This is a genomic window from Candidatus Baltobacteraceae bacterium (genome assembly GCA_036488875.1).
Lineage (GTDB): Bacteria > Vulcanimicrobiota > Vulcanimicrobiia > Vulcanimicrobiales > Vulcanimicrobiaceae > JAFAHZ01.
This window is the reverse complement of the sequence record DASXGW010000008.1, coordinates 127,744-149,303: the sequence shown is the minus strand read 5'-3', so window position 1 is coordinate 149,303 and position 21,560 is coordinate 127,744. Positions and strand designations below refer to the sequence as shown.

21 protein-coding genes are annotated in these 21,560 nt (G+C 64.5%); 13 read left to right on the top strand and 8 right to left on the bottom strand.

Annotated features, from left to right (window positions below):
* Window positions 1-27 precede the first annotated feature (27 nt).
* Both VGG89_10975 and VGG89_10970 read left to right on the top strand, forming a co-directional pair.
* Window positions 28-861 (top strand): tetratricopeptide repeat protein, encoded by an 834-nt coding sequence (locus VGG89_10975; protein HEY1977062.1) that lies wholly within the window; start codon window positions 28-30, stop codon window positions 859-861.
* A complete protein-coding gene (locus tag VGG89_10970) occupies window positions 862-1,887 on the top strand; it encodes a glycosyltransferase family 1 protein (GenBank protein HEY1977061.1) in 1,026 nt (341 codons plus the stop codon). It begins immediately after the preceding gene.
* Here VGG89_10970 and VGG89_10965 read toward each other — a convergent pair.
* Window positions 1,873-3,549 carry a pilus assembly protein N-terminal domain-containing protein gene (locus VGG89_10965; GenBank protein HEY1977060.1) on the bottom strand — a complete coding sequence of 559 codons (1,677 nt, stop codon included), beginning with the start codon at window positions 3,547-3,549 and terminating at the stop codon, window positions 1,873-1,875. The two genes, VGG89_10970 and VGG89_10965, sit on opposite strands and share 15 nt — an antisense overlap.
* Window positions 3,542-5,182, bottom strand: a complete 1,641-nt coding sequence (locus VGG89_10960) for a RecQ family ATP-dependent DNA helicase (protein ID HEY1977059.1) — start codon at window positions 5,180-5,182, stop codon at window positions 3,542-3,544. The genes VGG89_10965 and VGG89_10960 overlap by 8 nt, the downstream gene beginning before the upstream one ends.
* A 171-nt stretch (window positions 5,183-5,353) precedes the next feature.
* On the opposite strand from VGG89_10960, the gene dnaX reads away from it, so the two are divergent.
* From dnaX to recR, 3 genes are read left to right on the top strand one after another with little or no spacing between them, the layout of a single operon-like run.
* Entirely contained in the window at window positions 5,354-6,997 is a 1,644-nt protein-coding gene (dnaX, locus tag VGG89_10955) for a DNA polymerase III subunit gamma/tau (protein HEY1977058.1), read from the top strand.
* Window positions 6,994-7,302, top strand: coding sequence for a YbaB/EbfC family nucleoid-associated protein (locus VGG89_10950; GenBank protein ID HEY1977057.1), 309 nt, complete (start codon window positions 6,994-6,996; stop codon window positions 7,300-7,302). The genes dnaX and VGG89_10950 overlap by 4 nt, the downstream gene beginning before the upstream one ends.
* A 13-nt stretch (window positions 7,303-7,315) precedes the next feature.
* On the top strand, window positions 7,316-7,924 hold the full coding sequence (gene recR / locus VGG89_10945; protein ID HEY1977056.1) for a recombination mediator RecR: 609 nt from the start codon (window positions 7,316-7,318) through the stop codon (window positions 7,922-7,924).
* Here the strand turns inward: recR and VGG89_10940 are convergent.
* Together VGG89_10940 and VGG89_10935 are read right to left on the bottom strand one after the other, a co-directional pair.
* Complete coding sequence (locus VGG89_10940) at window positions 7,921-8,598, bottom strand: hypothetical protein (GenBank protein ID HEY1977055.1); 678 nt, start codon at window positions 8,596-8,598, stop codon at window positions 7,921-7,923. The genes recR and VGG89_10940 overlap by 4 nt on opposite strands.
* A gap of 9 nt (window positions 8,599-8,607) precedes the next feature.
* Entirely contained in the window at window positions 8,608-9,237 is a 630-nt protein-coding gene (locus tag VGG89_10935) for an MOSC N-terminal beta barrel domain-containing protein (protein HEY1977054.1), read from the bottom strand.
* Window positions 9,238-9,291: 54 nt separating this feature from the next.
* Between VGG89_10935 and VGG89_10930 the strand changes: the two genes are divergently transcribed.
* The 5 genes from VGG89_10930 to VGG89_10910 are packed head-to-tail and all read left to right on the top strand — an operon-like array spanning window position 9,292 to window position 14,192.
* A complete protein-coding gene (locus VGG89_10930; GenBank protein ID HEY1977053.1) occupies window positions 9,292-10,233 on the top strand; it encodes a hypothetical protein in 942 nt (313 codons plus the stop codon).
* Entirely contained in the window at window positions 10,230-10,997 is a 768-nt protein-coding gene (locus VGG89_10925; protein ID HEY1977052.1) for a DUF4129 domain-containing protein, read from the top strand. The genes VGG89_10930 and VGG89_10925 overlap by 4 nt, the downstream gene beginning before the upstream one ends.
* Window positions 10,994-11,917: a DUF4350 domain-containing protein gene (locus VGG89_10920; protein HEY1977051.1), complete on the top strand. Its 924-nt coding sequence runs from the start codon at window positions 10,994-10,996 to the stop codon at window positions 11,915-11,917. The genes VGG89_10925 and VGG89_10920 overlap by 4 nt, the downstream gene beginning before the upstream one ends.
* On the top strand, window positions 11,907-12,863 hold the full coding sequence (locus tag VGG89_10915; protein ID HEY1977050.1) for a MoxR family ATPase: 957 nt from the start codon (window positions 11,907-11,909) through the stop codon (window positions 12,861-12,863). Before VGG89_10920 ends, VGG89_10915 begins: the two co-directional genes overlap by 11 nt.
* 15 nt (window positions 12,864-12,878) lie before the next feature.
* Window positions 12,879-14,192 carry a DUF58 domain-containing protein gene (locus VGG89_10910; protein HEY1977049.1) on the top strand — a complete coding sequence of 438 codons (1,314 nt, stop codon included), beginning with the start codon at window positions 12,879-12,881 and terminating at the stop codon, window positions 14,190-14,192.
* 15 nt (window positions 14,193-14,207) lie between these two features.
* On the opposite strand, the gene VGG89_10905 is transcribed toward VGG89_10910, so the two are convergent.
* Both VGG89_10905 and VGG89_10900 read right to left on the bottom strand, forming a co-directional pair.
* Complete coding sequence (locus VGG89_10905; GenBank protein ID HEY1977048.1) at window positions 14,208-14,858, bottom strand: hypothetical protein; 651 nt, start codon at window positions 14,856-14,858, stop codon at window positions 14,208-14,210.
* Window positions 14,848-15,816, bottom strand: a complete 969-nt coding sequence (locus VGG89_10900; protein HEY1977047.1) for a stage II sporulation protein M — start codon at window positions 15,814-15,816, stop codon at window positions 14,848-14,850. The genes VGG89_10905 and VGG89_10900 overlap by 11 nt, the downstream gene beginning before the upstream one ends.
* 174 nt (window positions 15,817-15,990) lie before the next feature.
* On the opposite strand from VGG89_10900, the gene VGG89_10895 reads away from it, so the two are divergent.
* The 3 genes from VGG89_10895 (at window position 15,991) to VGG89_10885 (ending at window position 18,481) form a co-directional block, all read left to right on the top strand.
* Entirely contained in the window at window positions 15,991-16,728 is a 738-nt protein-coding gene (locus tag VGG89_10895) for an RDD family protein (GenBank protein HEY1977046.1), read from the top strand.
* Window positions 16,729-16,820: 92 nt separating this feature from the next.
* The gene (locus VGG89_10890) at window positions 16,821-17,222 is read left to right on the top strand and encodes a YciI family protein (protein HEY1977045.1); all 402 of its coding nucleotides are present in this window, start codon (window positions 16,821-16,823) and stop codon (window positions 17,220-17,222) included.
* A gap of 11 nt (window positions 17,223-17,233) precedes the next feature.
* Window positions 17,234-18,481 carry an RNA polymerase sigma factor gene (locus VGG89_10885; protein ID HEY1977044.1) on the top strand — a complete coding sequence of 416 codons (1,248 nt, stop codon included), beginning with the start codon at window positions 17,234-17,236 and terminating at the stop codon, window positions 18,479-18,481.
* Here VGG89_10885 and VGG89_10880 read toward each other — a convergent pair.
* The gene (locus tag VGG89_10880) at window positions 18,465-19,454 is read right to left on the bottom strand and encodes a hypothetical protein (GenBank protein HEY1977043.1); all 990 of its coding nucleotides are present in this window, start codon (window positions 19,452-19,454) and stop codon (window positions 18,465-18,467) included. The genes VGG89_10885 and VGG89_10880 overlap by 17 nt on opposite strands.
* A gap of 17 nt (window positions 19,455-19,471) precedes the next feature.
* Window positions 19,472-21,532, bottom strand: a complete 2,061-nt coding sequence (locus VGG89_10875) for a M48 family metalloprotease (GenBank protein ID HEY1977042.1) — start codon at window positions 21,530-21,532, stop codon at window positions 19,472-19,474.
* Window positions 21,533-21,560 lie beyond the last annotated feature (28 nt).

Sequence of the window (21,560 nt, the reverse complement as noted above, 5' to 3'; positions counted from 1 at the left end):
TTTACGTTCGCACGCGTCGCCACGGCCTTGGTTCTCGTCGCGATTGGCGCGGCGTTTGCGGCGATTCAGCTTGCATCGTACGCGCTCAACTCCGGCGCCGCCGCGCCGGGAACGCTTCCCACGCGCATTCCGCTGGCGTTTGGACTCACGGTGTATCGCGCGCTCGACGCAGTCGCGCCGGCGCCGTACGTGGTCACGACCTTGGCGGCCTACGAGCTCTCCAGCGGCGACACCGCCGGCGCGTTGCGCGAGGCGATTGCCCTTCCGGCGTCGCCGGCGCGCGACGAGCTGCTCGCGCGCATCGCGCGCGCGCAGGGCGACGAGCAGTTGGCCCTCGAGTACTTTCTTGCCGCACCCGACGTAAACGCCGTCGACGCGGCGGCACAAGCGCTTGCCGAGCGCAGCCCGGCGGCCGGATATGCGCTCGAAACGCTGCTCGAACGGCGACTGGCGTTATTAACGACGCACCCCGACGACGTCGGTGAAACGTACTTTCGGTTGGGGCAGCTCGCGAACCGCCAAGCGTGGCGCGAGATTCCCGACAGCAAAGCACAGGGTGCGTGGCTCTATCGCGGCATGCGCGATTTCCGCGCGGCGGTCGACCTCGCTCCGCTTTCAGACAAATACCTGATCGTCGCCGCCAATCAGGCGATGCTCTTGGGCGACCTCGACGGCGCGCAACGCTTCTTCGCGCGTGCCGTGGATGCAAATCCCGGCAGCGCGGACGCAGTTGCCGGCGTCGGCGTGATCGCGTATCAGCGGGGCGATCTTGCCACGGCCGAGAAAAGCCTTCGCCGTGCACTCGCGCTCGATCCGAACTCGCTGATGGTCCGTTCTCTCGAACGTTTTCTGAAGCAGTAAATGAAAGTCGCCGTAGACGCCCAGCTGACGGTCGGCACTGCCACCGGCATCGGTGAGTACGTGCGCGGCTTGATCGCCGCGCTGCGCGCGCAAGGTACCGACGTCGCCGAGCTGGTCGAGCCGCAACTCGATCCGTGGCGCTTCGACCGGCGCGTGCTGTGGGATCAAATACACCTTCCGCAGCGCGCGCGTGCCGAGAACGCCGACGTGCTGCACTGCGCGTCGGGAACGATGCCGTTACGGTTCGAACGGCCAATCGTCGTGACGGTGCACGACGTCGCTTGGTTGCGCGTGCAAGCGCACACGCGACCGTACGCGCGCTACTATTTTGGGACGTTTGCGCTGCACCGCTATCGCAGCGCGGCACGCATCGCGGTCGATTCGAACTTCTCGCGCGGAGAGTTGCTGGAACTGCTCGACGGATACGATCCGGAGCGGATCGCCGTCGTCTATCCCGGCGTCGCCGGCGATTTCTGCGCGCTCGAGCGGCGCGCCGGCGACGGGCGCACCATTCTGGCCGTCGGCACGATCGAGCGGCGCAAGAATCTCGAGCTCATCGTTCGCGCGCTTCCCAAACTGGAAGGAGCGCGGCTCGTCGCGGTCGGACCGTCGACGCCGTACGAGCGCGAATGCGAAGATCTCGCGTTGGAGCTGGGCGTTCGCGATCGGGTCACGTTTGCCGGATACGTCGATCGCTCGAAGCTCCTGGAACTGTACGCAAGCTGCGCGGTCGTCGCGGTTCCGTCCCGTTACGAAGGATTTGGATACGCCGCGGCCCAGGCGCTGTGTACCGGCACGCCCTGCGTCGTTTCGGATCAAAGCGCACTGCCGGAGGTCGTTGGTACCGACGCTCCCGTGCTGCCGCTCGACGACGTCGACGCGTGGGTGACAACGCTCGCATCGGCACTACGCGGCGAGCGCGACGCGACCGCCGCGAACGCACGCGACGCCGCACGCGGCCGGTTCGCGTGGAGCGCCTGCGCGCGCAAGATGCAGGAAGTGTATCGAGCTTCAGTAGATGGGTGAGCCGGGACCGCCCGGTGCGACGCTGCCGTCGTCGGGAGCCAAAACCAGCCGCAGCGGGTAACTCGAACCGGCTTCCGGCGTCGTGACGATCGTGATTCGTACGAAACCACGCGCCGGTACGACGTATTGGCGAACTTTATAGCGCGAAAACGGCGGCACTTGATGCGACTGCACGAGGACGCCGTCGATCAAATACGTGCCGGTCGCGCGGCCGCCGCGCGGATTTTCGTAAATAGCTATCGCCTGCGGCGACGTCGTCGGGTTCTGCACCGTAACGACGAACGATTGCAGCACGCCGTAATCGCCGGCGAGCGCCTCACCCTGCAGGTCGTTGGGCAGCGGAATTTGTCCGATCGGAAGCTCGAGGTATTCGCCGTTAACGTTCCATTGCGTCGCGTAATGGAACTCCGGAATCGGATAGACGCCGCGTGCGTGTTTGTGCGTGTCTTCGAGCAGATCGGTGTTCGTCAAGGCGACGTAGGGGCTGTCGCCCGCGTCTTGCGCGAACAGCGTCAGCTTCACGTCGCTTCCCGAAAGCACGCGCAGCTGCAGCAGGTTGCAGACGATGTCTCCCGGCGGCAGATCTTGCTCGGCTAAGTTGACGCTGGTGTTGCCGGAGATCGCGACCAGACGGCCTTGATTCTCAACGGCGGCCGTCAAGAACGCTTTAGTCGCATCGTGACCGACCTGCATCTCGTTGGGCCCCGGTCCGCCGCTGCCGCTGATGAACTGCACGATCGCCGGTTCGCTCGACGTGTTCTCCGCGCGCAGCACGATGCGGCGCTCGGGCTGCCCCGGCGGGTTGTAGTGGAAATACAGAAAGCGCGACGGCTTCTCGTGATGGAGATCGCTGGCGAAAAGGGTGCCGTTTTCGGTCAACCGCTCGGGGTAATCGCTGACCATCAACGAGTCGGGTGAAATACGCGGAACCGCGACGTTCTGCACATCGACGTGCGTCGTGCCGTCGACTTCGATATAGTTCGTGCCTTGCAGCAGCAGCGGAACGTCGAACGACGCGACGTCGTCTTGCGCCAGCGTGCCGTGAAACGGAACGTCGTCGGGCCCGACGACGACCTGCGCGCCCGGACGCGGCTGCGCGACGTGACGCACGCTCGTCGCGACCTCGTCGCGCACGAACGCTTCCGACGCTGGATCGCCCGTGAGCTGCACTGCGATGCGCGGCGCGATCGAACCGGCGTAATACGCGACGGTGATGCCGACGTCGCGCGTCAACCCGCGTGCGTCGGAAACGGTGACCACCGTCGCGCCGGGCGTTTTACCGGTAACGGTCACCGTTTGACTCGACTGGTCGACCGCTACGTCGGCGAGCGCTGGATTATGGACGCTTGCCGCTATCGGCGCGAGCGCGGAGCCGACGGAGATGCGCTGCGAAGTGCCGACGGGCACTTGCAGCGCCGCGGGCGACACGACGATCGGCGGTGCGGTGGGCGTCGACGTGGGCGTCGCCGATGGGCTGGGCAACGTCTCGGGAACGGCCCCGGGCGTCGCCGGCACCGCATTGGGCAGCGGCGTGCCCGAAGGCGGCGGCGTCGGAAACGGCGAGTAGGTTGGTCCCGGAACCGGCGGCGGCGACTGTTGCGCGCGCGCGGTTGCGAAAAAGGCGGCTAGGACGATCGCGAGGGCGGCGAGCGCTCTAGGCAATCTTTGCCGCTTCGGCGTGGCGGACCGCAGAAGCTAATAGCGTCTTATAACCGACGTTGGGGAAGAGCACGGTGACGAGATCCTTCTCCGTCCGCTCGATCGTACCCATCCCAAACTTCGAATGCGCGACCACGTCGGAAATCTTGAACCCGCCGGTGGCCGCTCCCTGGTCGGTTCCGCGCCGAAGCGCGCGCAGGCAGTTATCGCACGCGCCGCAGTTGAGCGCGGCGAAGTCTTCTCCGAAGTAGTTAAGAATAAAGCGCCGCCGGCACGAGCTCGACTCCGCGTACTGCAGCATCATGGCGAGCTTGCTCTGATCGTACGATTTCTTGGTCTCGTAGTTGGCCAAGCTGAGCACCAGCTCGCGATGCTTGCGAACCGCTTCGGTCAAACCGTAGGCCGATTTTCCCGCCGGCTCGATGTAGCCCGATTTCTTGAGCAGCGCGAGGATGACTTTGAGCTTGGTTAACGGCAGCTGAAGAATCTTGCGCAGGTCCGTCATCGAGACGCCGCCGGCCTGTTCGCCGAAGACCTCGATCGTGCCGAAAACCCGCTGCACTTCTTCGACGTCGGGATACTTGCCGGTCAAGAAGTAGTTCTGCACGCGCGTGTCGCTCATGCGATAGATGAGGATGCAGCGCGACTCCAAGCCGTCGCGTCCCGCGCGTCCGGCTTCCTGCGTGTACGCCTCGAGCGATCCCGGCAAATCGTAATGGACGACGAACCTGATGTTGGGCTTATCGATGCCCAGGCCGAACGCGTTGGTCGCAACCACGGCGCGAATCGCCTCGTCCATGAACAGGTTGTGGACGGACGTGCGATCTTCTTTATGCAGCTTCGAATGATAGACCGCTGCCGGAACCTCGAGCTGGTGCGTCAGATAGTGCTGCACCTCGAGCGCGTTCTTGATGGTCGCGGTGTAGATGATGCCGGTGCCTTCGAGCGCGTCGTGGCCCGTGAACAGCGCGTTGAGAATCTTGAGCTTGTCGGCTTCCTTGTCGGCCTTGCGCGCTTCATACACCAGGTTTGGCCGGTCGAATCCGCGGACGATCGGCTTGACGTGCTCGATACCGAGCTGGTGCAGCACGTCCTCGCGCACCGAAGGCGTGGCCGTCGCGGTAAGCGCCAGTACCGTCGGGTTTTTGAGCTTTGCAATAACGCCGCCGAGCGCGAGATACGCCGGGCGAAAATCGTGGCCCCATTGGCTGATACAGTGCGCTTCGTCGACGACGAAAAGCGGAACGGTAATCGACTGCAGCAGCTGCAAGAACGTTTCGTCTTCGAGTTTTTCCGGCGTCGTGTAGGCGATTTTTACGCTGCCGCCGCGAATGCGTTCGCGCGCGCGCAGTTCTTGATCTTCGGAAAGCGTCGAGTTGAGTGCGACGACGTCGGTGATGCCGCGCTCGCGCAGCATGTCGAGCTGGTCTTTCATCAACGCGATCAGCGGACTGACGACGACGGTCGTTCCCTCGAGCAGTAAGGCCGGCAGTTGATAGGTCAGACTCTTTCCCGCACCGGTCGCCAGAATTGCCAACGTATCCTCGCCCCTAAGGACGCGGGAAACGACCTCTTCCTGGCCCGGGTAAAACTCTCTAAACCCGAACTTCTCTCGAAGCGCAGCGCGCAGATCCACGAGACCTCTTTCTTCCGATCCCATATCTTGGGAAGTACGAACGCCGCCGCCTTCATGGCAGCCTTCGCATATCACCTATAACCCTTAGCAGGATATTCCCGTTTCAGGCTTACCCGGCGCTAGGCTGGGTCAAACGCCGGGAGTTCTTCCCCCTCCAGCTAAGTTGGGAGTGTGTCCCTCTACCGTACCTGGCGCCCCTTGGTATTCGCTGACCTTGTGGGCCAAGATGCCGTCGTCCGAACCCTGACCGCGGCGATCGAAAGCGGAAAGCTCGCTCACGCGTATCTCTTCTCGGGCCCGCGCGGCTCGGGAAAAACGTCGGCTGCCAAGATCCTGGCCCGCTGCATTAACTGTGTCAAAGGGCCCACCCCGGTGCCCGACAACACCTGCGAAAACTGCCAGGCTATGCTGGCCGGCACCGCACTCGACGTCTTGGAAATCGACGCCGCCAGCAATCGCGGCATCGACGAAATTCGCGCGCTCCGCGACGCGGTGAAGTTTGCGCCCGCCGCGATGCGGATGAAAGTGTACATCATCGACGAGGCGCACATGCTCACCAAAGAAGGCGCCAACGCGTTTTTGAAAACGCTTGAAGAACCGCCGCCGCACGCCGTCTTTATCCTCGCGACGACCGAGCCGGAGAAGCTTCCGGTGACGATTCTCTCGCGCTGCCAGCGTTATGCGTTTGCGCGCATTTCGATTCCCGTGATGATCGAGAGGATGCGCGAGATCGCCCGCGCCGAGAACATTACCATCGACGACGCGGCGTTAGCCGCAATCGCCTATCGTGCCGACGGCGGCTTACGCGACGCGCTGACGATGCTCGAACAGGCTGCCGCGTTCGCCGGCAGCGAGACGGTCTCACCCGCGACGCTCGATCTCGCGTTCGGTGCCACCGGACGGAACTTCGCGCGCAAGCTGCTCGACGCGGTGGTGGCGCGCGACGCGTCGGCCGCACTGTCGACGATCGAAACGGCAAGCGACGCCGGCGCCGACATGCAGGTGCTGCTGCGCGCCCTGATCTCTGCCTTTCGCAACCTGCTCGTCGCACGGGTCGATCCGCAACTGCTCGCGCGCGACCTCGCGCCCGAGGACGCCGCGCACGCGACCGAACGTGCGCGCGATACGACGCAAGCGGCGGTCGTTCGCGCGCTGCGCGTGCTGACCGACGCCATGTTGCTGGCGCGCTCCGGCGGCAACGCTCGTCTCGAACTCGAGACCGCGCTGCTGCGCTTGATCCTCGCGTCGGAGGATCCAACGCTCGACGCACTCTCGTCCCGGCTCGCCTCGCTGGAGGAGCGCCTAGGCAACGGTACCCCCAATGTCATCCTGAGCGTAGCGAGCGCAGCGAGCGAAGTCGAAGGGCAGGCGCCACAACCGGCAAAGCCCGCGAAGAAAGAACCCGCCAAACCCAAAGCGGAACCGCCGAAAGCCGAAGCGTCGGGTCCGGTGTCGCTGCAAAAAGTGCGTGCGGCGTGGCAGAGCATTCGCACGAAGGTCGAAAGCGAATCGCCGCCCCTGCGCGGACCGCTTTCCGGAGCGCAAGTCGAGGAGGTCGAGGGCGACTCGCTCGTGCTCGTCGCGCGCAACGCCGTCGACGCCGACATCGTGCGCGGGCGCATTGACCGGGTGGAGTCGGCGATCGCCGACGTGCTGGGCGCACCTCTGCGCGTGACCTTGCGCGTCGCCGGCTCGGCGCCGCGCACGAAAGGCTCCGCGCCCGGCGGCGTCGCATCGGTGACCGCGGCCGAACCGCCGATCGACGATGCGGATGCGCTCTTCAACTACGCCAACGAACGGATACAGCAACCATGAACCAAGCTCAGCTGATGGCCCAAGTCAAAAAGATGCAAGCCGAGATGACCAAAGCGCAAGACGAGCTCGCCAATACCGTCGTGACCGGCGTTGCGGCCGGCGGTGCGGTCTCGGTCGAGATCACGTGCGACCAGCGCGTTAAGAGCGTGAAGATCGGTAAAGATGCCGTCGATCCCGACGACGTCGAAACGCTCGAAGACCTGGTGGTCGTGGCGGTCAACGACGCGCTGACCAAAGCCACCGAAGAGTCGCAAAAGCGCATGGCGTCGGTGACCGGCGGCATGCGTATTCCCGGCTTGATGTGATTCACACGTACTGATGCCTCGATCTGGATCGGTAGCCGGCCCGGTCGCGGCTTTGATCAACGAGTTCAGCAAGCTGCCGACGGTCGGGCCAAAAACGGCGGCCCGGCTCGTTTTTTATTTACTCAATCGCCCGCGCCACGAAGCGCAAGCGCTCGCCGAGGCCATTCTCAACGTCAAAGATCACGTCCGCTTCTGTTCGATCTGCTATTCGCTGACGCAAGCCGATCCGTGCGATCTCTGCAGCGACCCGGATCGCGACGGCGCGATGATTTGTGTGGTTGCCGAAGCCAAAGACGTCTATGCGATCGAGCGTACCGGCGCGTTCAAAGGGCGCTACCACGTGCTCGGCGGCCTCATCTCGCCGATGGACGGCATCGGCCCGGCGCAGCTGCGCGTCAAAGAACTGATCGAGCGCATCGGGCGCGAAGCGCCACGCGAAATTATTCTCGCGACGAATCCAAATGCCGAAGGTGAGGCGACCGCGCTGTATTTGTCGCGGTTGCTGCAGCCGCTAGGTGTGATCGTCACGCGCCTCGCGTACGGATTGCCGATCGGCGGTGACCTGGATTACGCCGACGAGATCACGCTCGCCAAAGCGCTAGAAGGGCGAACTGCAATTTAAGGTGCCGGCGTGACGGGTGGCGGCGTGTAGTCGACGACGACCGTGAAATGTGTCGGCGCCGTTGCGGTCGCCAGCAGCATCGTTCGATCGACCCCTTCAGCGGTAACGCGCAAGCGCACCAAATGATTGCCGCCGGCCGCGCTGCCGCCCCACTCGAACGGCACGTCGACGGGCGTAAGCGCGTCGTTTGCAAACAGCGGATCGTAGATATCGCTCGACGCATTTGCGAGGTCGGTGAGCGCGTGCGTCTCCGCCGCGAGCGCGCCGATGCCCGAATAGACGTCGCCTGCCGAGGCCGTCGTGCCGGGCGCGTACGCGTAGACCGTGACCTGCGAAGCGCGCGCGTCAAAGTCGTACGCCCACCAGTACGAACGGTGCGACGCATCCTCGCTGACGAAATCGAGCTCGTGACCGTCGGCGTTGGCGTTACCGAGGACGTCGCGCGCGGGAACGAAGACCGACCACGCGCTCGAGGCGTCCGCCGTCAAGCGTTCGGCAAGCCGGTCGAACGTGCTGCGTGCGCTCAGACGCGTATCCATGTGCGCCGCCGCAAGCACCGTGGCGTGCGCCATCCACACGAGCAGTGCGCCGATCGTGAACGCAATAGCCGAAGCGACGATGATTTCTGCGAGACTGAAACCGCGCTGGGCCTCCACCGCTCGAGCGGTACCCACCGGCACGCGCTAGGAGGACGCGATCGCGTCTCCGATTCGTATGACACCCGGCTCGACGACGTCGCAATAGATGCCCATGATATTCTCGCGCTGCTGCACGATGAAGCGCAAGATGCGCGGATCGCTGGGACCGCCGTGCAGATCGAAGGTCGGCACGGCGCACCGCTCGATCGGCTTGCGCACGCGCAAGGTAACGGTTCCGGCGTTGAGGACGCGCCCGGGCAATGCTTTTTCGTCGCCGGAAAACTCGGGCGACGCAACGGCAAAGAAGTTCGGGCGAAAGCGCAGCGGCTCGACCGCGTAGCCGACGTGTTCGCTCAACTCGACGAGCCAGCGATCGAACAGAATCGAGATCGGCGCGGCGTCGAAGAAGCGGTCGCCCTCACGGCGCTCGATGTCGACTCGGGCGTGCTGCGCCGCGGCCTGGACGTCGGGGCCGTCGGAGAGCAGATGGAGCGTCGGGTTCTCCTTGCCGCGAAACTCTTTGCCGAAGCGTGGGCGATCGGGACTGCCGACGAAATACGCCGCGGTCCGGTCGTCCCGAACGCCCGCAGGCTCGACGTCGGCGGCATCGAGTGCCTCGAAGTGCAGGCTCTTCACGGGATAGCGCCAGATGGAATGGACGGTTCCCAGGACCATACCCCTCGGCTTCCCAGGGGTTTTCCCGCCGCCCTGCCAGAAATCGCCGCGGCGATGGAACTCCGTCCGCTCGGTTTCGGCGAGATTTTCGACCGGGCCATAACGCTCTACATTCGGAACTTCGTTCCGTTTGCGCTCATCGTCGGCGTCCTCATCGTGCCGCTTGCGGTGCTGCAGTACTTCCTCGACGCGAGTTCGGTGCCGGAGTTCGATGCGATGATGAAGATCTTGACGCATCCCGGTGCCACTCCGCCGCCCCCGGTGATGCCGGCTTTCCTGCGCGATCCCGGAACGCTGGCGCTGTTCGTCCTGCTCATCGCAATCGTGTACTTGTTGTGGCCGTTCGCGCTCAACGCCATCGCGGTCGGTATCGCACGGCTCTATCGCGGACGGCCGGTCGATTTTTCGGCGTGCTATAAAGCATCGCTGCAGCGCTGGCCCGCCGTGATCGGACTGCTCTTTATCGAGCTCGGCCTCTTTTTGGTGTGGTATTTTTCGTTTATTTTCGTGACGGTGCTGGGCATGTTCGTGGCCATTGCCTTTACGCGGGCCTCGGTCGCACTGGGCGTCGTGATCGGCATCGTGCTTTTCGTCGTCATTCTCGCGGCGCTGCTCTCCATCGCGCCGCTGGTCGTTTCGTTCTCGTTTGCGATGTACGCAATCGTCATCGAAGAGCAGCCCGTCTTCACGGCGATCGGCATCGGCTTTTCGCGCGTGTTCAACCGGCATGAAATCTGGCGCGCGCTGCTCTTTGCGGTCGCTGCGGGCGCGATCATGGTGGGCGCGTCGATGCTCATTAGTGTCCTCGTGATGGTCGCGATGCTGCTGCACTGGGTCGTGCTCGAGGTTTTGCTGACGTCGTTGTTCCGCGCGGCGATCGCGCCGTTTTCAGCCGTGCTGCTCGCGGTCTACTATTTCGACGTCCGCATTCGCCGGGAAGGGTTCGAGATCGAAGCCGGCCTCGACCGGCTCGCGAGCGTTGCGCAACCGGCATGATCGCCGCGGCCGCCGTTCTCGCGGTCGTGCTGACGACTTCGACGCAACGCGACGCATTGACGTCGCGCTGGACGCACGCGGCGCACGCGGCCGTACCGGCGAACCGCCGGCTGCACGAAGGCGTCGCACCGTCGCAGACGTCGCTCGCGCCGCTGCACGCACTGGCCGTTGAGGAGCTGAGCGCTCCCGGAAGATATCATTTGCACGACGCCGCAGCGGCGCCGCCCGCGCAGACGTGGTGGGAGCGTCTGTGGAGTTGGTTGGGCGATCGCTGGAACGCCCTAGTGAACGCGCTCTTCGGGCACGCTCGCGTGAATCCGAAGGTTGCCGGTGCGGTGGGCGACCTCGTTATCGCGCTGCTCGTGCTCGCGGTCGCCGCAGCGGCGGTTCGCATTCTCCTCGTCTACGGCCGTCGCGGTCAGCGACCCGGATCGGTACGCGCGCTCGACCCGGCCGCCGACGCCGCAACGCTCTACGCGATGGCGGTCGACCGCGCCGAGCGCGGTGAGTTTGCCGCGGCGTCGCAGCTGCTTTTCCGCGCGACGCTCGCGCTGCTCGACGTGCGCGGCACCCTGCGCGACGACGCGAGCGCGACCGTCGGTGAAATTCGCCGGCGACTACCGGCGCGCGATGTCGCTTCCGCGTTCGACGCGATCGCGCGCTTGTTCGTTGCCGGCACGTACGCCGAACGTCCGCTCGACGCGGCGCAGTGGGAGCGCGCCCGCGACGCGTACCTCACGCTGGCCCAGGAGCCGGCCGCATGACGGCGCGGCGGATCGACGTGTGGATGCTCATCGCCGGCGCCGTGCTGGTGGTCGCGATCGCATTTGCGCGCGACGCCGCCGAGCAGCGTCCGCCGCCGTCGGTGGCGTCGACGTACGATACCGGGCGCAACGGTTACGGGGCGTGGTACGACGTTGCGCAGAAAGCCGGACTTCCGGTTCGCCGCTTCGAGCGCGCGCTCGGCACGCTCGATCCGGACGTCGGAACGCTCGTCATTTCGGGTTACGAACACGATCCGTCGTCCAAGCCGCTCGACGCCAACGATGCTAAACGATTGGAAGCGTTCGTCAAGCGCGGCGGACGGCTCGTCGTGCTCGACGACGAATTCGCGGGCAAAGACGACATCACGCCGGGTGCCGGCACGACCGTCGCGGCCAAGGAAAGCGGTGCGATTGCGCTGCTTGCGAATCGCTTGACCGCGGGCATCACGCGCGTGAGTGCGCCGATCGACGCGATCTTCAAGTTTTCGGAACGCGAGGGCGTTGCGCTGTTGGCCGACAAGTCGGGCGTGGTCGCGATCGCCTATGCGTACGGAAAGGGCGAAGTGATTGCCATCAGCGCGCCGGCGCTGTTCGGCAACGCGTATCTCACCAACGACGACAACGCCGCGTTCGCCTACGACGTGCTCGCCGGCCACGGTGCGATCGCGTTCGACGAATACGTTCACGGCTACGACGAAGGCACGACGTTTTGGAACGCGTTGCCCGCGCCGGTTCACATCGCGGTTTACCTGACGATCGCCATCGTGCTGCTGGCGCTCGTCGGCGCCAACGTTCCCTTCGTTCCGGCGGTTCCGCTGGAACCGCCCGACGAGCGCGACTCGTCGGGATACATCGACGCAATGGCCGCGCTGATGCGGCGCGCGCGCATACCAGTGAGGAAGGATGTTTATGGCCGTTAATGCCGCCGAGCTTGCCGAACGCATTGCCCAGGGAATGGACGGCGTCGTGGTCGACGCGCGCTCCATGTCGTTCGGATTGACCGTCGCGCTGCTCGCGCGCGGACACGTGCTAATCGAAGGCGTCCCCGGAACGGGCAAAACGTTGGCGGTGCGCGCGCTCGCCAAACTACTGGGCTTGCCGTTTCGGCGCATTCAGTTCACGCCCGACATGATGCCCGCCGACGTCGTCGGTACGACCGTCTTCAATCCGCAGACCACGCAGTTTTCGACGCGTCCAGGTCCGATCGTGACCAACGTCGTGCTGGCCGACGAGATCAATCGCACGCCGCCGAAGACGCAAGCCGCGCTGCTCGAGGCGATGGAAGAAGGCCGCGTCACCATCGACGGCGCGCCGCTGCCGTTGCCGCAGCCGTTTCTGCTGTGCGCGACGCAGAATCCGATCGAGTACGAAGGCACGTATCCGCTGCCCGAAGCGCAGCTCGACCGCTTCATGGTCAAAATCGAGTCGACGTATCCCAGCGAGCAGCTCGAGCTGCAGCTGCTCGAACGCGTCGCCGGCGGTTTCGACGCGCGCGACCTCGAGTCGTCCGGCGTCGCAGCGGTGACGACGGCGCAAGAGATCCTCGACGCCCAGCACGCGATTCGCGAAGTGCATCTGGCCGCCGGCGTGCGCGAATATGCCTATCGCATCGTCGCCGCGACGCGCGCCAACCCGCGGCTATCGCTCGGTGCGTCGCCGCGCGCCGGCGTCGCACTGCTCGTTGCATCGCAAGCTGCGGCGGCGATCGGCGGCCGCGATTTTGCCGCGCCAGACGACGTGAAGGACGTAGCGCCGTTCGCGCTGCCGCATCGCCTCATCGTCGCGCCCGACGCCGAAATCGAAGGCATTACCGCGCAAGACGTCCTGCGCGACATTCTTGCGAGCGTACCGGTACCACGGGACTAAAAGAATAGCTCGCGTATGACGTGGGTGACGCGGCGATTTCTGTACTTGCTCGGCGGCATCGCCGTGCTGCTGGCGTGCTCGCCCGGATTGTCCGTCCTGTTGCCGATCTCCGAAGCGCTCGGCGCGCTGCTCGTTGCCGCGCTCGTTACCGATGCGGTCATCGGACCGCGGCGAAAGCAGCTGCGCATCGCTCGCGTGCCGGTCGGGCACTTGGCGCTGCGCCGTCCCGCCGAGTTTGCGTATACCATCGAGAACCGCTCGCCGCGCGCGATCGCGGTAACGATCGCCGAGGATCCGACGCGGACGCTGCGCTCGACGGCCGGCGATGCAGCCGGAGACGTTCCCGCGAACAGTGAGGCCACGATTGCGTGGAGCGTGGTTCCCGTTGCGCGCGGCGAGGACGAGGTCCGCACGCTCTACGTCACCTACGAGAACGCACTGGGTTTACTTCGCCGCCGCATGAAAGTCGACGCGTCCGAGTCGTTCCGCGTCTTTCCGGACCTTTCGGCAGTGGAGCGTTACGGGTCGCTGCACGTCCGTAACCGCTTGATCGAGGCGGGTTTGCGCAAGATGCGTTTGCGCGGCAGCGGCACCGAGTTCGAATCGCTGCGCGAGTTCGCCGACGGCGACGCATTCCGCTCGATCGATTGGAAGGCGACCGCGCGCCGCGGCAAGGTCATGGTCGCGCAATACGAGGTCGAGCGTAGCCAGAACGTCATGCTCGTGCTCGACTGCGGCCGGCTGATGACGCCGCGCGTCGGCGAACAGCGAAAGCTCGACTACGCCGTCACGGCCGCGCTGTCGCTGGCCACGATCGCCGGTCTCGCAAGCGATCGCGTCGGCGTCGTGGCGTTCGCCGGAAAGATCCTCGCGGCTAGCGCTCCGCGGTCGACGCGGTCGTCCATTGCGAAGCTCACCCAGCTGCTCTACGACTTGGAGCCGCGATTTGAAGAAGCCAACTATGCCCGCGCCTTTGCGTACCTGCGCGCGCATTTGCACAAACGATCGCTGATCGTCTTTCTCACCGACGTGATCGATCCGGTTTCGCAGGCAACGGTGTTTGCCGAGCTCGGATCGCTCGCGCACCGTCATCTCGTGCTGTGCGTTTTCATGAACGACGCGGCGGTCGCGCACGCGCTGGCGACGGCACCGATCGACGAAGCGTCCGCCTATCGCGCGAGCGTCGCGCTGGATCTTTTAGACGAGCGCAAAACCGCGGCCGCGATGCTGACGCGCATCGGTGCGGTCGTGCTCGACGTACCGGCGGCCAAACTGTCGACCGCGCTCATCGACGAGTACCTGCGCGTCAAACAACGCGGATTGTTATAGCCGAGGGCGCTTCCTCTACGTATTGAAGCAGAGGCGATCTTCGGGCACGAGCGTTTCGCGTTCGGGATCGCGCCAGCCGATCGTAATCGCGTGATCGCCGCCCTTGATATCGTAAAACGCCTGCGACGCTTCGGTTTGGCTGTCGTAGAGCGACGACCAGTGCGCGGCACCGTTATCGAGCTGAAAACCGATGCTCGCGCCGTCGATGCTGCCCGCGATTGGGCTGGTGACGTTCACGTAGCGGCCCTTGATCGAAACCACCGCCCAATCCACACCCACGAGCACGCCGGCGATCGATACGCGCACGCCGTCATCGACCGGCGTCCACTTCGGATCGGCGCAGCGCCGAAGGCTCGAGTCGGCCAGGCATTTGACGGACGCGACGTTCGCATTGGGTCCGAATCCGACGGGCGTCAGCATTAGCTCCGCGGAGGCGTCTTGGCTGAACATCGGAATGAACTGATGCGCCATCTCGTCGCCGTGCGCGTCGAGCAGGGCGAACGCGGCAAAGTCGCTTTCGTTATCGGTTGCGAGCATCGTTAACGTGCCGCCGCTCACGCCGCACCCGCTGTCGACCGGCGCGGCGTTCGTGTCTGCGGGCGCGGCACCGATCGCCGTTGCGAGAAGCAGCGCACAAACTGCGGCAGCGAGAAGACTACGCCGCAACGTCGCGACCCGCAAAGGCGAAATAGAGGACCAGCGCAACGGCGGTTAACGCGCCGATCGCTACGCGCACTTCGGCGGCCCAGCGCTGCGGCGAGATAAACCCTTCGATCGTTCCGGCCACGATAAGCATCGATGCGACGCCGAGAATCAATGTCCCCGCTCGGCGGGCGTTGACCGCGATGGCGTCGCGCCGCCTCAGGCGACCTGGAAAGAGCAATCCGGCGACGATCATGAGCCCCGCACCGCCGGCGATTTGGATCGCGGTCAGCTCGATGACGCCGTGCGGAGCGATCGTCGCCCAAAAATCGTAGCCGAAGCCCGCGTTCGTAAAGAGCGCCGCGACTCCGCCGAGCATCAAGCCGTTGGAAGCGATGATGTAAACCGTCGCCGCGCCCAATGTGATCGAACCGGCGAACGCGATCACGGCGACCTTCACGTTGTTGGTGATGATTGCGGCCGACATCGCCGGCGCGAAGCTGCGATCGAAGCCGAAGTTGGAATCGTGCAAGCTCTTGCGGATCTCGCCCGGAATGATTTCCTTGGGCAGCAGTGCGTACGCGTCGGCGGGATGGGTGCGAATCACCACGTATGCGACGATGCTGCACGCGACGGTAATCGCAGTGCAGATGGCGATGAAGGCGATCGAGCGCCGAAACTCGAGCGGAAAGTCGCGCGTGAAGAAGTGGCGCAGTCGTGCGCCGCCGCTTTCGGCCGACGATCCGTACACGTACCCGTGCGACAGCGCGACCAGCCGGTTGAGGTATTCGACGAGCTGCGATTCGTATTCGCTGCCGCGCGCGAACGCGAGGTCGCTGGTCGTCGCGCGATAGGTGCGGCCCAACTCGGCAATCTCGGGCGCGCCGAGACGCCGCACGCCGCGCCGCGCGGCCGCCGCCACCAGCGTCTCCAACCGCTCCCAAGTGCCCTTCCGGCGCGCGACGAACGTCTGCTGCCGCATTTAAAAGGCGCTCCGCCTCCGGCTGCGCGCCCCCCAACTGCGTTGGGGCCCCCATACCATAGGGCGCATATGCATCTTGACCGGCAAAGATTCCCCTAGGGCGCCCTAAACCAACTTTTCTCGCGCCGGCAAGCATGTTCCGGAGCCACGTCTATTCAACCTGATATCCAAACCATGGACCGCGAGATCGACGTCCGGACTCCGGAGAGCATTGCATTCACCTACGAGCTGGCCGGACTGGGCAGCCGCTTTTTGGCGCTCGCCATCGACCAGGTCATTCAGATTCTGGTACTGATCGGGATCTTTTACGCCGTCGTCAGCGCCTCGCTGCACCTGCCTTCGGTGCACGGCGCCGTCGGCACGCAAGCCCAGAAAATCGGGGAGGCGATCGTCATCGCGGCGATCGTCGTCGTCATTTTCACGATCTTCTTCGGCTACTTCATCGTCTTCGAGACGCTTTGGAACGGCAAGACGCCGGGGAAATGGGCGCTGAGCATTCGCGTCGTGCGCGACGGCGGATTTCCGGTCGACTTCGGCGCCGCCGTCATTCGCAATCTCATTCGCGTCGGTGAGTTGATCTTCGGCTACTACGCGTTGTCGGCGCTGAGCATGGTCTTGTCGCCCGAGAACAAACGCCTGGGCGATTACGCCGCCGGAACGATCGTCGTGCGCGAGTCCGCGATCGCGCTCGGTTTGCCGGTCGAGCCCCCGCAAGCGGAACCGGTGTACGCGCCCACCTTGTACCTTTCAGGCGAGGAACGCGCGCTGGTGAAACGCTTCATCGAGCGCCGCGACGCGCTCACGCCGGAGAAACGCGGCGCGCTGGCCGGCAAGCTGGCAGCCCGCGTTCGCGATCGGGTTCCGCCGGAGCTGCGCGGCTTGGACGACGAGGCCTTGCTCGAAAGGCTCTAAATTTTTCGGCCTCCAACACCTTTACCATGTCAAAAACCGGCCGGCCCGTTCGACGTATAGGCAAAACACCCACTTCCAACGGGAGAGAAATCATGAGATTCGTCGTTTTAGTCAAGGCCAACAAGGATAGCGAGACGGGCGCACTGCCGACGAGCGAACAGCTCGAAGCGATGGGCAAGTTCAACGAACAGCTTGCCAAAGACGGCGTTCTGCTCGGAGCCGACGGGCTGCGGCCGTCGTCGAAAGGTACGCGCATTCGCTTCGATGAGGGACGTGCCACGGTCACCGACGGCCCGTTCGCCGAGACGAAGGAGCTGGTTGCCGGCTTCTGGATCGTGCAAGGCAAATCGCACCAAGAGGTCGTCGAGCGTTTTACGCACGCACCGTTCCATCACGCGGCGACGATCGAAATCCGTCAGTGTTACGAGATGGAAGATTTCGGTGAGAACGCGACCCCGGAAATTCGCGAACGCCAGGCGCGTTTGGGGGTCTAGCAGGCGCCGCAGTGAGCCACGTCGAGCTCGAGCCCGCCGTCGCGGCGATCTGGCGCATCGAATCGCCAAAAGTGATCGCCGCGTTGGCGCGCATGCTCGGCGGCGACGTCGGACGAGCCGAGGATCTGGCGCAGGACGCTTTCGTTGCGGCGCTTACGCAGTGGCCCGACGAAGGCATCCCGCGCAATCCGGGCGCCTGGCTCGTGACCGCCGCAAAACGCCGGGCGATCGACGCATTTCGCCGCGAAAAAACCCTGCGTGAAAAAAACGAAGCGCTGCAGTTGGATGCCGGCGGTGGAGTAGAACCGGATTTTGCCGCGACGTACGAAGAGATCGACGACGATTTGCTACGCTTGATGTTCGTGGCATGCCATCCGGTTATCTCAAAAGAAGCGCGCGTGACGTTGACGCTCAAGCTGCTCGGCGGTTTGACCACGCTGGAGATCGCCCGCGCGTTCCTATCGACGGAGTCGACGATCGCTCAGCGCATCGTGCGCGCGAAGCGCACGCTTTCCGAAGCGGGCGTGACGTTTGAGTTGCCGGGCGCCGGCGAGCGGCGCGAACGCTTGGCGTCGGTTCTCGAGGCCGTCTATCTCATCTTCAACGAGGGGTATTCGGCGACGTCGGGCCAGGACGTGCTGCGTCCGGAGTTGGTCGAAGACGCGCTGCGGCTGGGACGCATGCTTGCAAAACTCATGCCTCACGAAGCCGAGATACACGGTTTGGTTGCGCTCATGGAGCTTCAGGCGTCGCGCATGCCGGCGCGCTTAGGGAGCAACGGCGAGCACGTGCTGCTGCTCGATCAAGATCGCGGCAGGTGGAATCGATTGCTGATCTCGCGCGGCTTGGCGGCGTTGGACCGGGCGCGCAGCTTGGAGTCGCTCGGACCGTACGGGCTGCAGGCGGCGATTGCGGGTTGTCACGCTCGCGCGGCGACGGCGGAGCAGACCGATTGGCGCGGCATTGCCGCGCTCTACGACGCGCTCGCGCAACTGCTCCCGACTCCGGTGGTGGAGCTCAACCGCGCCGTTGCGGTTGGCATGGCGTTCGGTCCGCAAGCGGGATTAGAGATCGCCGAGTCCTTGCGCGACGAACCCGCACTTCGCGCCTATCACCTATTGCCGAGCGTCTTCGGCGATTTCTTCTTCAAGCTCGGGCGCTTCGCGGAGGCGCGCGCCGAGTTCGAACGCGCGGCCGCCCTGGCACAGAACGACCGCGATCGTAAGCTGTTGCTAGAACGCGCTAGTCTTTGTTCCTGAGCTTCGTGACGAAGTCGCGCGCGAAACGCAGCGTGTCTTCTTTCGTGCGCTCGTAGATCTGCGCGGCTTGACCCTTGCTCATGTGCTGGCCGTGCTCGAAAAAGAACGTGACGCCTTCGCCGACGACGATGGTTCCGGCGTAAGCGATCGCACCTTTGATGGCGATGCCGGCGACGGGAATGAATCCGACGAGCTCGCGCGCCAAGGTGCGCCAGCCGAAACCACCGCCGATAACCGGCAATAGCTGCCAAACGCGTTTGACGTCCGGATCGCGCCCGTAAGCGGCCTCGATGTGCAGCATGAGCATCGTTTGAATGCCGGTAATCGCAACCATGTCGCCGGCCGACGCGAAGGCGCCGAGCACGACGCCCAGTACGGGAACGTGATCGACCAGCGCGCTCGCTACCGCAACTTTCAGCGCGTTGCTGGCGGCGTCGCGCGTGAGCTTCGCGGCGACCGTTTCGCGCAGCGGCGGTAAACGGCGCCCGACCGCGATCTCGACGCCGCGCGCCGAATCGACGAGGTGCGCAAAGAGCCGGGCACGCAGCGCGTCGCGCGTGAGCGCCGCAACGGTATACTCGCCGATGGTTCCGGGGGACGGCAACGACGCCGGTGCCGATGGTACCGCCTCGGCATCGACCGTCACGGCGAGGATCGGAATCTTGAGGGTGCGCAGCGGTTCGAGGTTGGGCGTGTCGCCGCGACGCCCGAGGAAGAGCGCGGCGCGCACGTCCCCGCCGGCGTCGGCCACGAACGTGTGCGGATAGATCGTCTCCAAGCACGCCGCCGCATCGGCCGGCACCGGTTCGTCGCTGGGGCCCGAGAGCAGCAGCGCGCGAAGCTCGTTCACGAGCGCGGGATCGCCGCACAGCAGGAAGCGGAAGGGACGGCGCACGTGCGCGTGGATCGAGCGGACGTCGAGTCCGTGGCGCACCATGCGAAACAGATCGCGGGCGCCCATTGTGGTAGCCATGATAGCTACATACCCGCCTACAGGCCGATTTGTGTCAGCGTCTGCTCGCCGCCCTTCCCGTTGTCGATACGGTGCAGCTCCTTGGTCGGATCGTCGGTGTAGTCGAGGTAGACCAAGCCTAAGAAGATCTCGAGCGGCCAGGCGTGCATCCCGTGCGTGTTCGCGACGTCGACGACGTTCTGGTGGTTGCTCTTGGCTTCGGCGATAATCGCTTCGGGCGTGCTCTTGATGTCGGCCGCGACGATCGTCGCCGCGACGACGTCACCCGTCGTCAAACCCTCGTGCAGCATGGTGCGATAGTCGACTCCGGTCGAGCCGAACCGGTGCTTCAGCGCGTACTCCAAGGTCGAGTACCGCTGTGGCGAGTTCCCCAGTCCAAGCATCGTGATGCGGGCCGACAGTTGACGGGAGCGGGCGAGGTTGTAGAGCTGCGAACCTTGCGACGCCGCAGTCGCCGCCGAGTTGAACTCCGTCACGGTTTTTTGCATCAGCGGAGAGAACGACTCGTACGAGATTTGGCTGAAGTCGCCGTTGTAGCCGGGCTCCGCGTTGTCGAGCCGCTTGAGCAAGTCGTCGAGATCGCCGAGCGACTGATCGAGCGCCGTCAGCGAGGCGCGCGCGGCGTCGACCGAGCGCAGCATGTCCCCGTCGGCATTCGACAGCTGATCGAGCATTTGCGGATACGACGGCAGCACCGCCAGCGAGTCTTCCGGAACGGGACCCATCGCCATCGGTGCGAGCATGTCGGTGTAGATGTCGGCCGTGTCTTTGAGCAAGCCGCTCTCTTTGTTCTTTTCCATCGAGCCGACGCCGCCGAGCGTCGCGCCCGAATCCTGGAGCGTGCTATTGATCGAGCGCGCCATCAGCGTGAGATTCTTGACCACCGCTTCGATGCGCGATCCGCGCTTGATATTGATGCGCCCGAAGTACGACGGAATCTCGTACTCGATGCTACTGACGCGCGTGTTGATCGCCTTGATCTGATCCTTGCCCTCCGCGGTGCGCTCGACGACTTGACCGGACGTGAGGATGTGCGAGGATTGCGCCGATGCGATCGCCGCCTGAAGCTTGGCGAGATTGGGATGCGTCAGATTGACGCGCTCGACTTCCATTTGGCGGAGCTGCGCGATGCGCGAGTTCGCCTCGGCGCGCGTCTGCGGCGAACCGAGTTGCGCCGCTTGAGCCAAGGTCTGTTCGCCTTTTCCGGTCATGCCCAGCGCGAGATCGGCTTGGCCCTGTTCGAGCATCGCTTCGGCGTTGTGCGGATCGTTCTTGAGGACTTCCGACAGCCGCAGCGAGGCGAACTCGTAGCGGGCGCGCTCGAGATCGCTCGATGCGTCGACGAGTCCCTGCGCGGACGTTACGTCTTTCGGATTGAGTTCGGGATATCCGACGAGATGCGCGACGCGCTTGTCCGGATCCGGGTGATCCTGCAGATACTTGGTGATGAGGTCGCTGTGCTCGTCTCCGAGCACGGCCATATGCGCCATCATCGTGACCATAGCGTCGGGATCGTAACCCGCGCGCGACATCAACTGCAGACCGTACCGGTCGGCTTCGATTTCGTTCTCACGCGAAACCTTGGACATGATGCCGGCTTCGGCGAGACCGCCGAGGTTGTAGATCAGCGGCGAGAAGATCGACGCGATGCCGAACAGGATGTTGAGAATCTGCGCTTTGGAGTTGGCGGTAATGACGTGGCGCCGCTCGATGTGACCGGTTTCGTGACCGACCACGCTTGCCAGCTCGTCGTCGGACTGGACGAAGTCGACCAAGCCTTCGTTCACGTAGACGAAGCCGCCCATCGTTGCGAAGGAGTTGACGTCGGTGTCCTTGATGATCTTGACCGAGTACGGAAGGTCCTTACGTGCGACTTGATTCCACAAGTTTTCCGCGACGCCGGAGACGTAGGCGTTGAGCAGCGGATCGGTTTCGATCACGCTGCTTCCGACGATCTGCTGATCCTCGGATTGACCCATCTGAATTTCGGTAGCGGTTGACATCGCAGGCGCGGGCGCCGGAACGGCGGCGCTCAGCAGCGCGAAAATCGTAAACGCGGGAACGATGCGGCGGAACATAGTGCTCCTGTGTATTGGATGTGGATAA

Excerpts from the sequence above, each read along its gene's own strand:
- VGG89_10970 (HEY1977061.1), top strand. The coding sequence starts at position 862 with ATGAAAGTCGCCGTAGACGCCCAGCTGACGGTCGGCACTGCCACCGGC.
- VGG89_10950 (HEY1977057.1), top strand. The coding sequence starts at position 6,994 with ATGAACCAAGCTCAGCTGATGGCCCAAGTCAAAAAGATGCAAGCCGAG.
- recR (HEY1977056.1), top strand. The coding sequence starts at position 7,316 with ATGCCTCGATCTGGATCGGTAGCCGGCCCGGTCGCGGCTTTGATCAAC.
- VGG89_10935 (HEY1977054.1), bottom strand. The coding sequence starts at position 9,237 with ATGGTCCTGGGAACCGTCCATTCCATCTGGCGCTATCCCGTGAAGAGC.
- VGG89_10930 (HEY1977053.1), top strand. The coding sequence starts at position 9,292 with ATGGAACTCCGTCCGCTCGGTTTCGGCGAGATTTTCGACCGGGCCATA.
- VGG89_10925 (HEY1977052.1), top strand. The coding sequence starts at position 10,230 with ATGATCGCCGCGGCCGCCGTTCTCGCGGTCGTGCTGACGACTTCGACG.
- VGG89_10920 (HEY1977051.1), top strand. The coding sequence starts at position 10,994 with ATGACGGCGCGGCGGATCGACGTGTGGATGCTCATCGCCGGCGCCGTG.
- VGG89_10915 (HEY1977050.1), top strand. The coding sequence starts at position 11,907 with ATGGCCGTTAATGCCGCCGAGCTTGCCGAACGCATTGCCCAGGGAATG.
- VGG89_10910 (HEY1977049.1), top strand. The coding sequence starts at position 12,879 with ATGACGTGGGTGACGCGGCGATTTCTGTACTTGCTCGGCGGCATCGCC.
- VGG89_10900 (HEY1977047.1), bottom strand. The coding sequence starts at position 15,816 with ATGCGGCAGCAGACGTTCGTCGCGCGCCGGAAGGGCACTTGGGAGCGG.
- VGG89_10895 (HEY1977046.1), top strand. The coding sequence starts at position 15,991 with ATGGACCGCGAGATCGACGTCCGGACTCCGGAGAGCATTGCATTCACC.
- VGG89_10890 (HEY1977045.1), top strand. The coding sequence starts at position 16,821 with ATGAGATTCGTCGTTTTAGTCAAGGCCAACAAGGATAGCGAGACGGGC.
- VGG89_10880 (HEY1977043.1), bottom strand. The coding sequence starts at position 19,454 with ATGGCTACCACAATGGGCGCCCGCGATCTGTTTCGCATGGTGCGCCAC.
- VGG89_10875 (HEY1977042.1), bottom strand. The coding sequence starts at position 21,532 with ATGTTCCGCCGCATCGTTCCCGCGTTTACGATTTTCGCGCTGCTGAGC.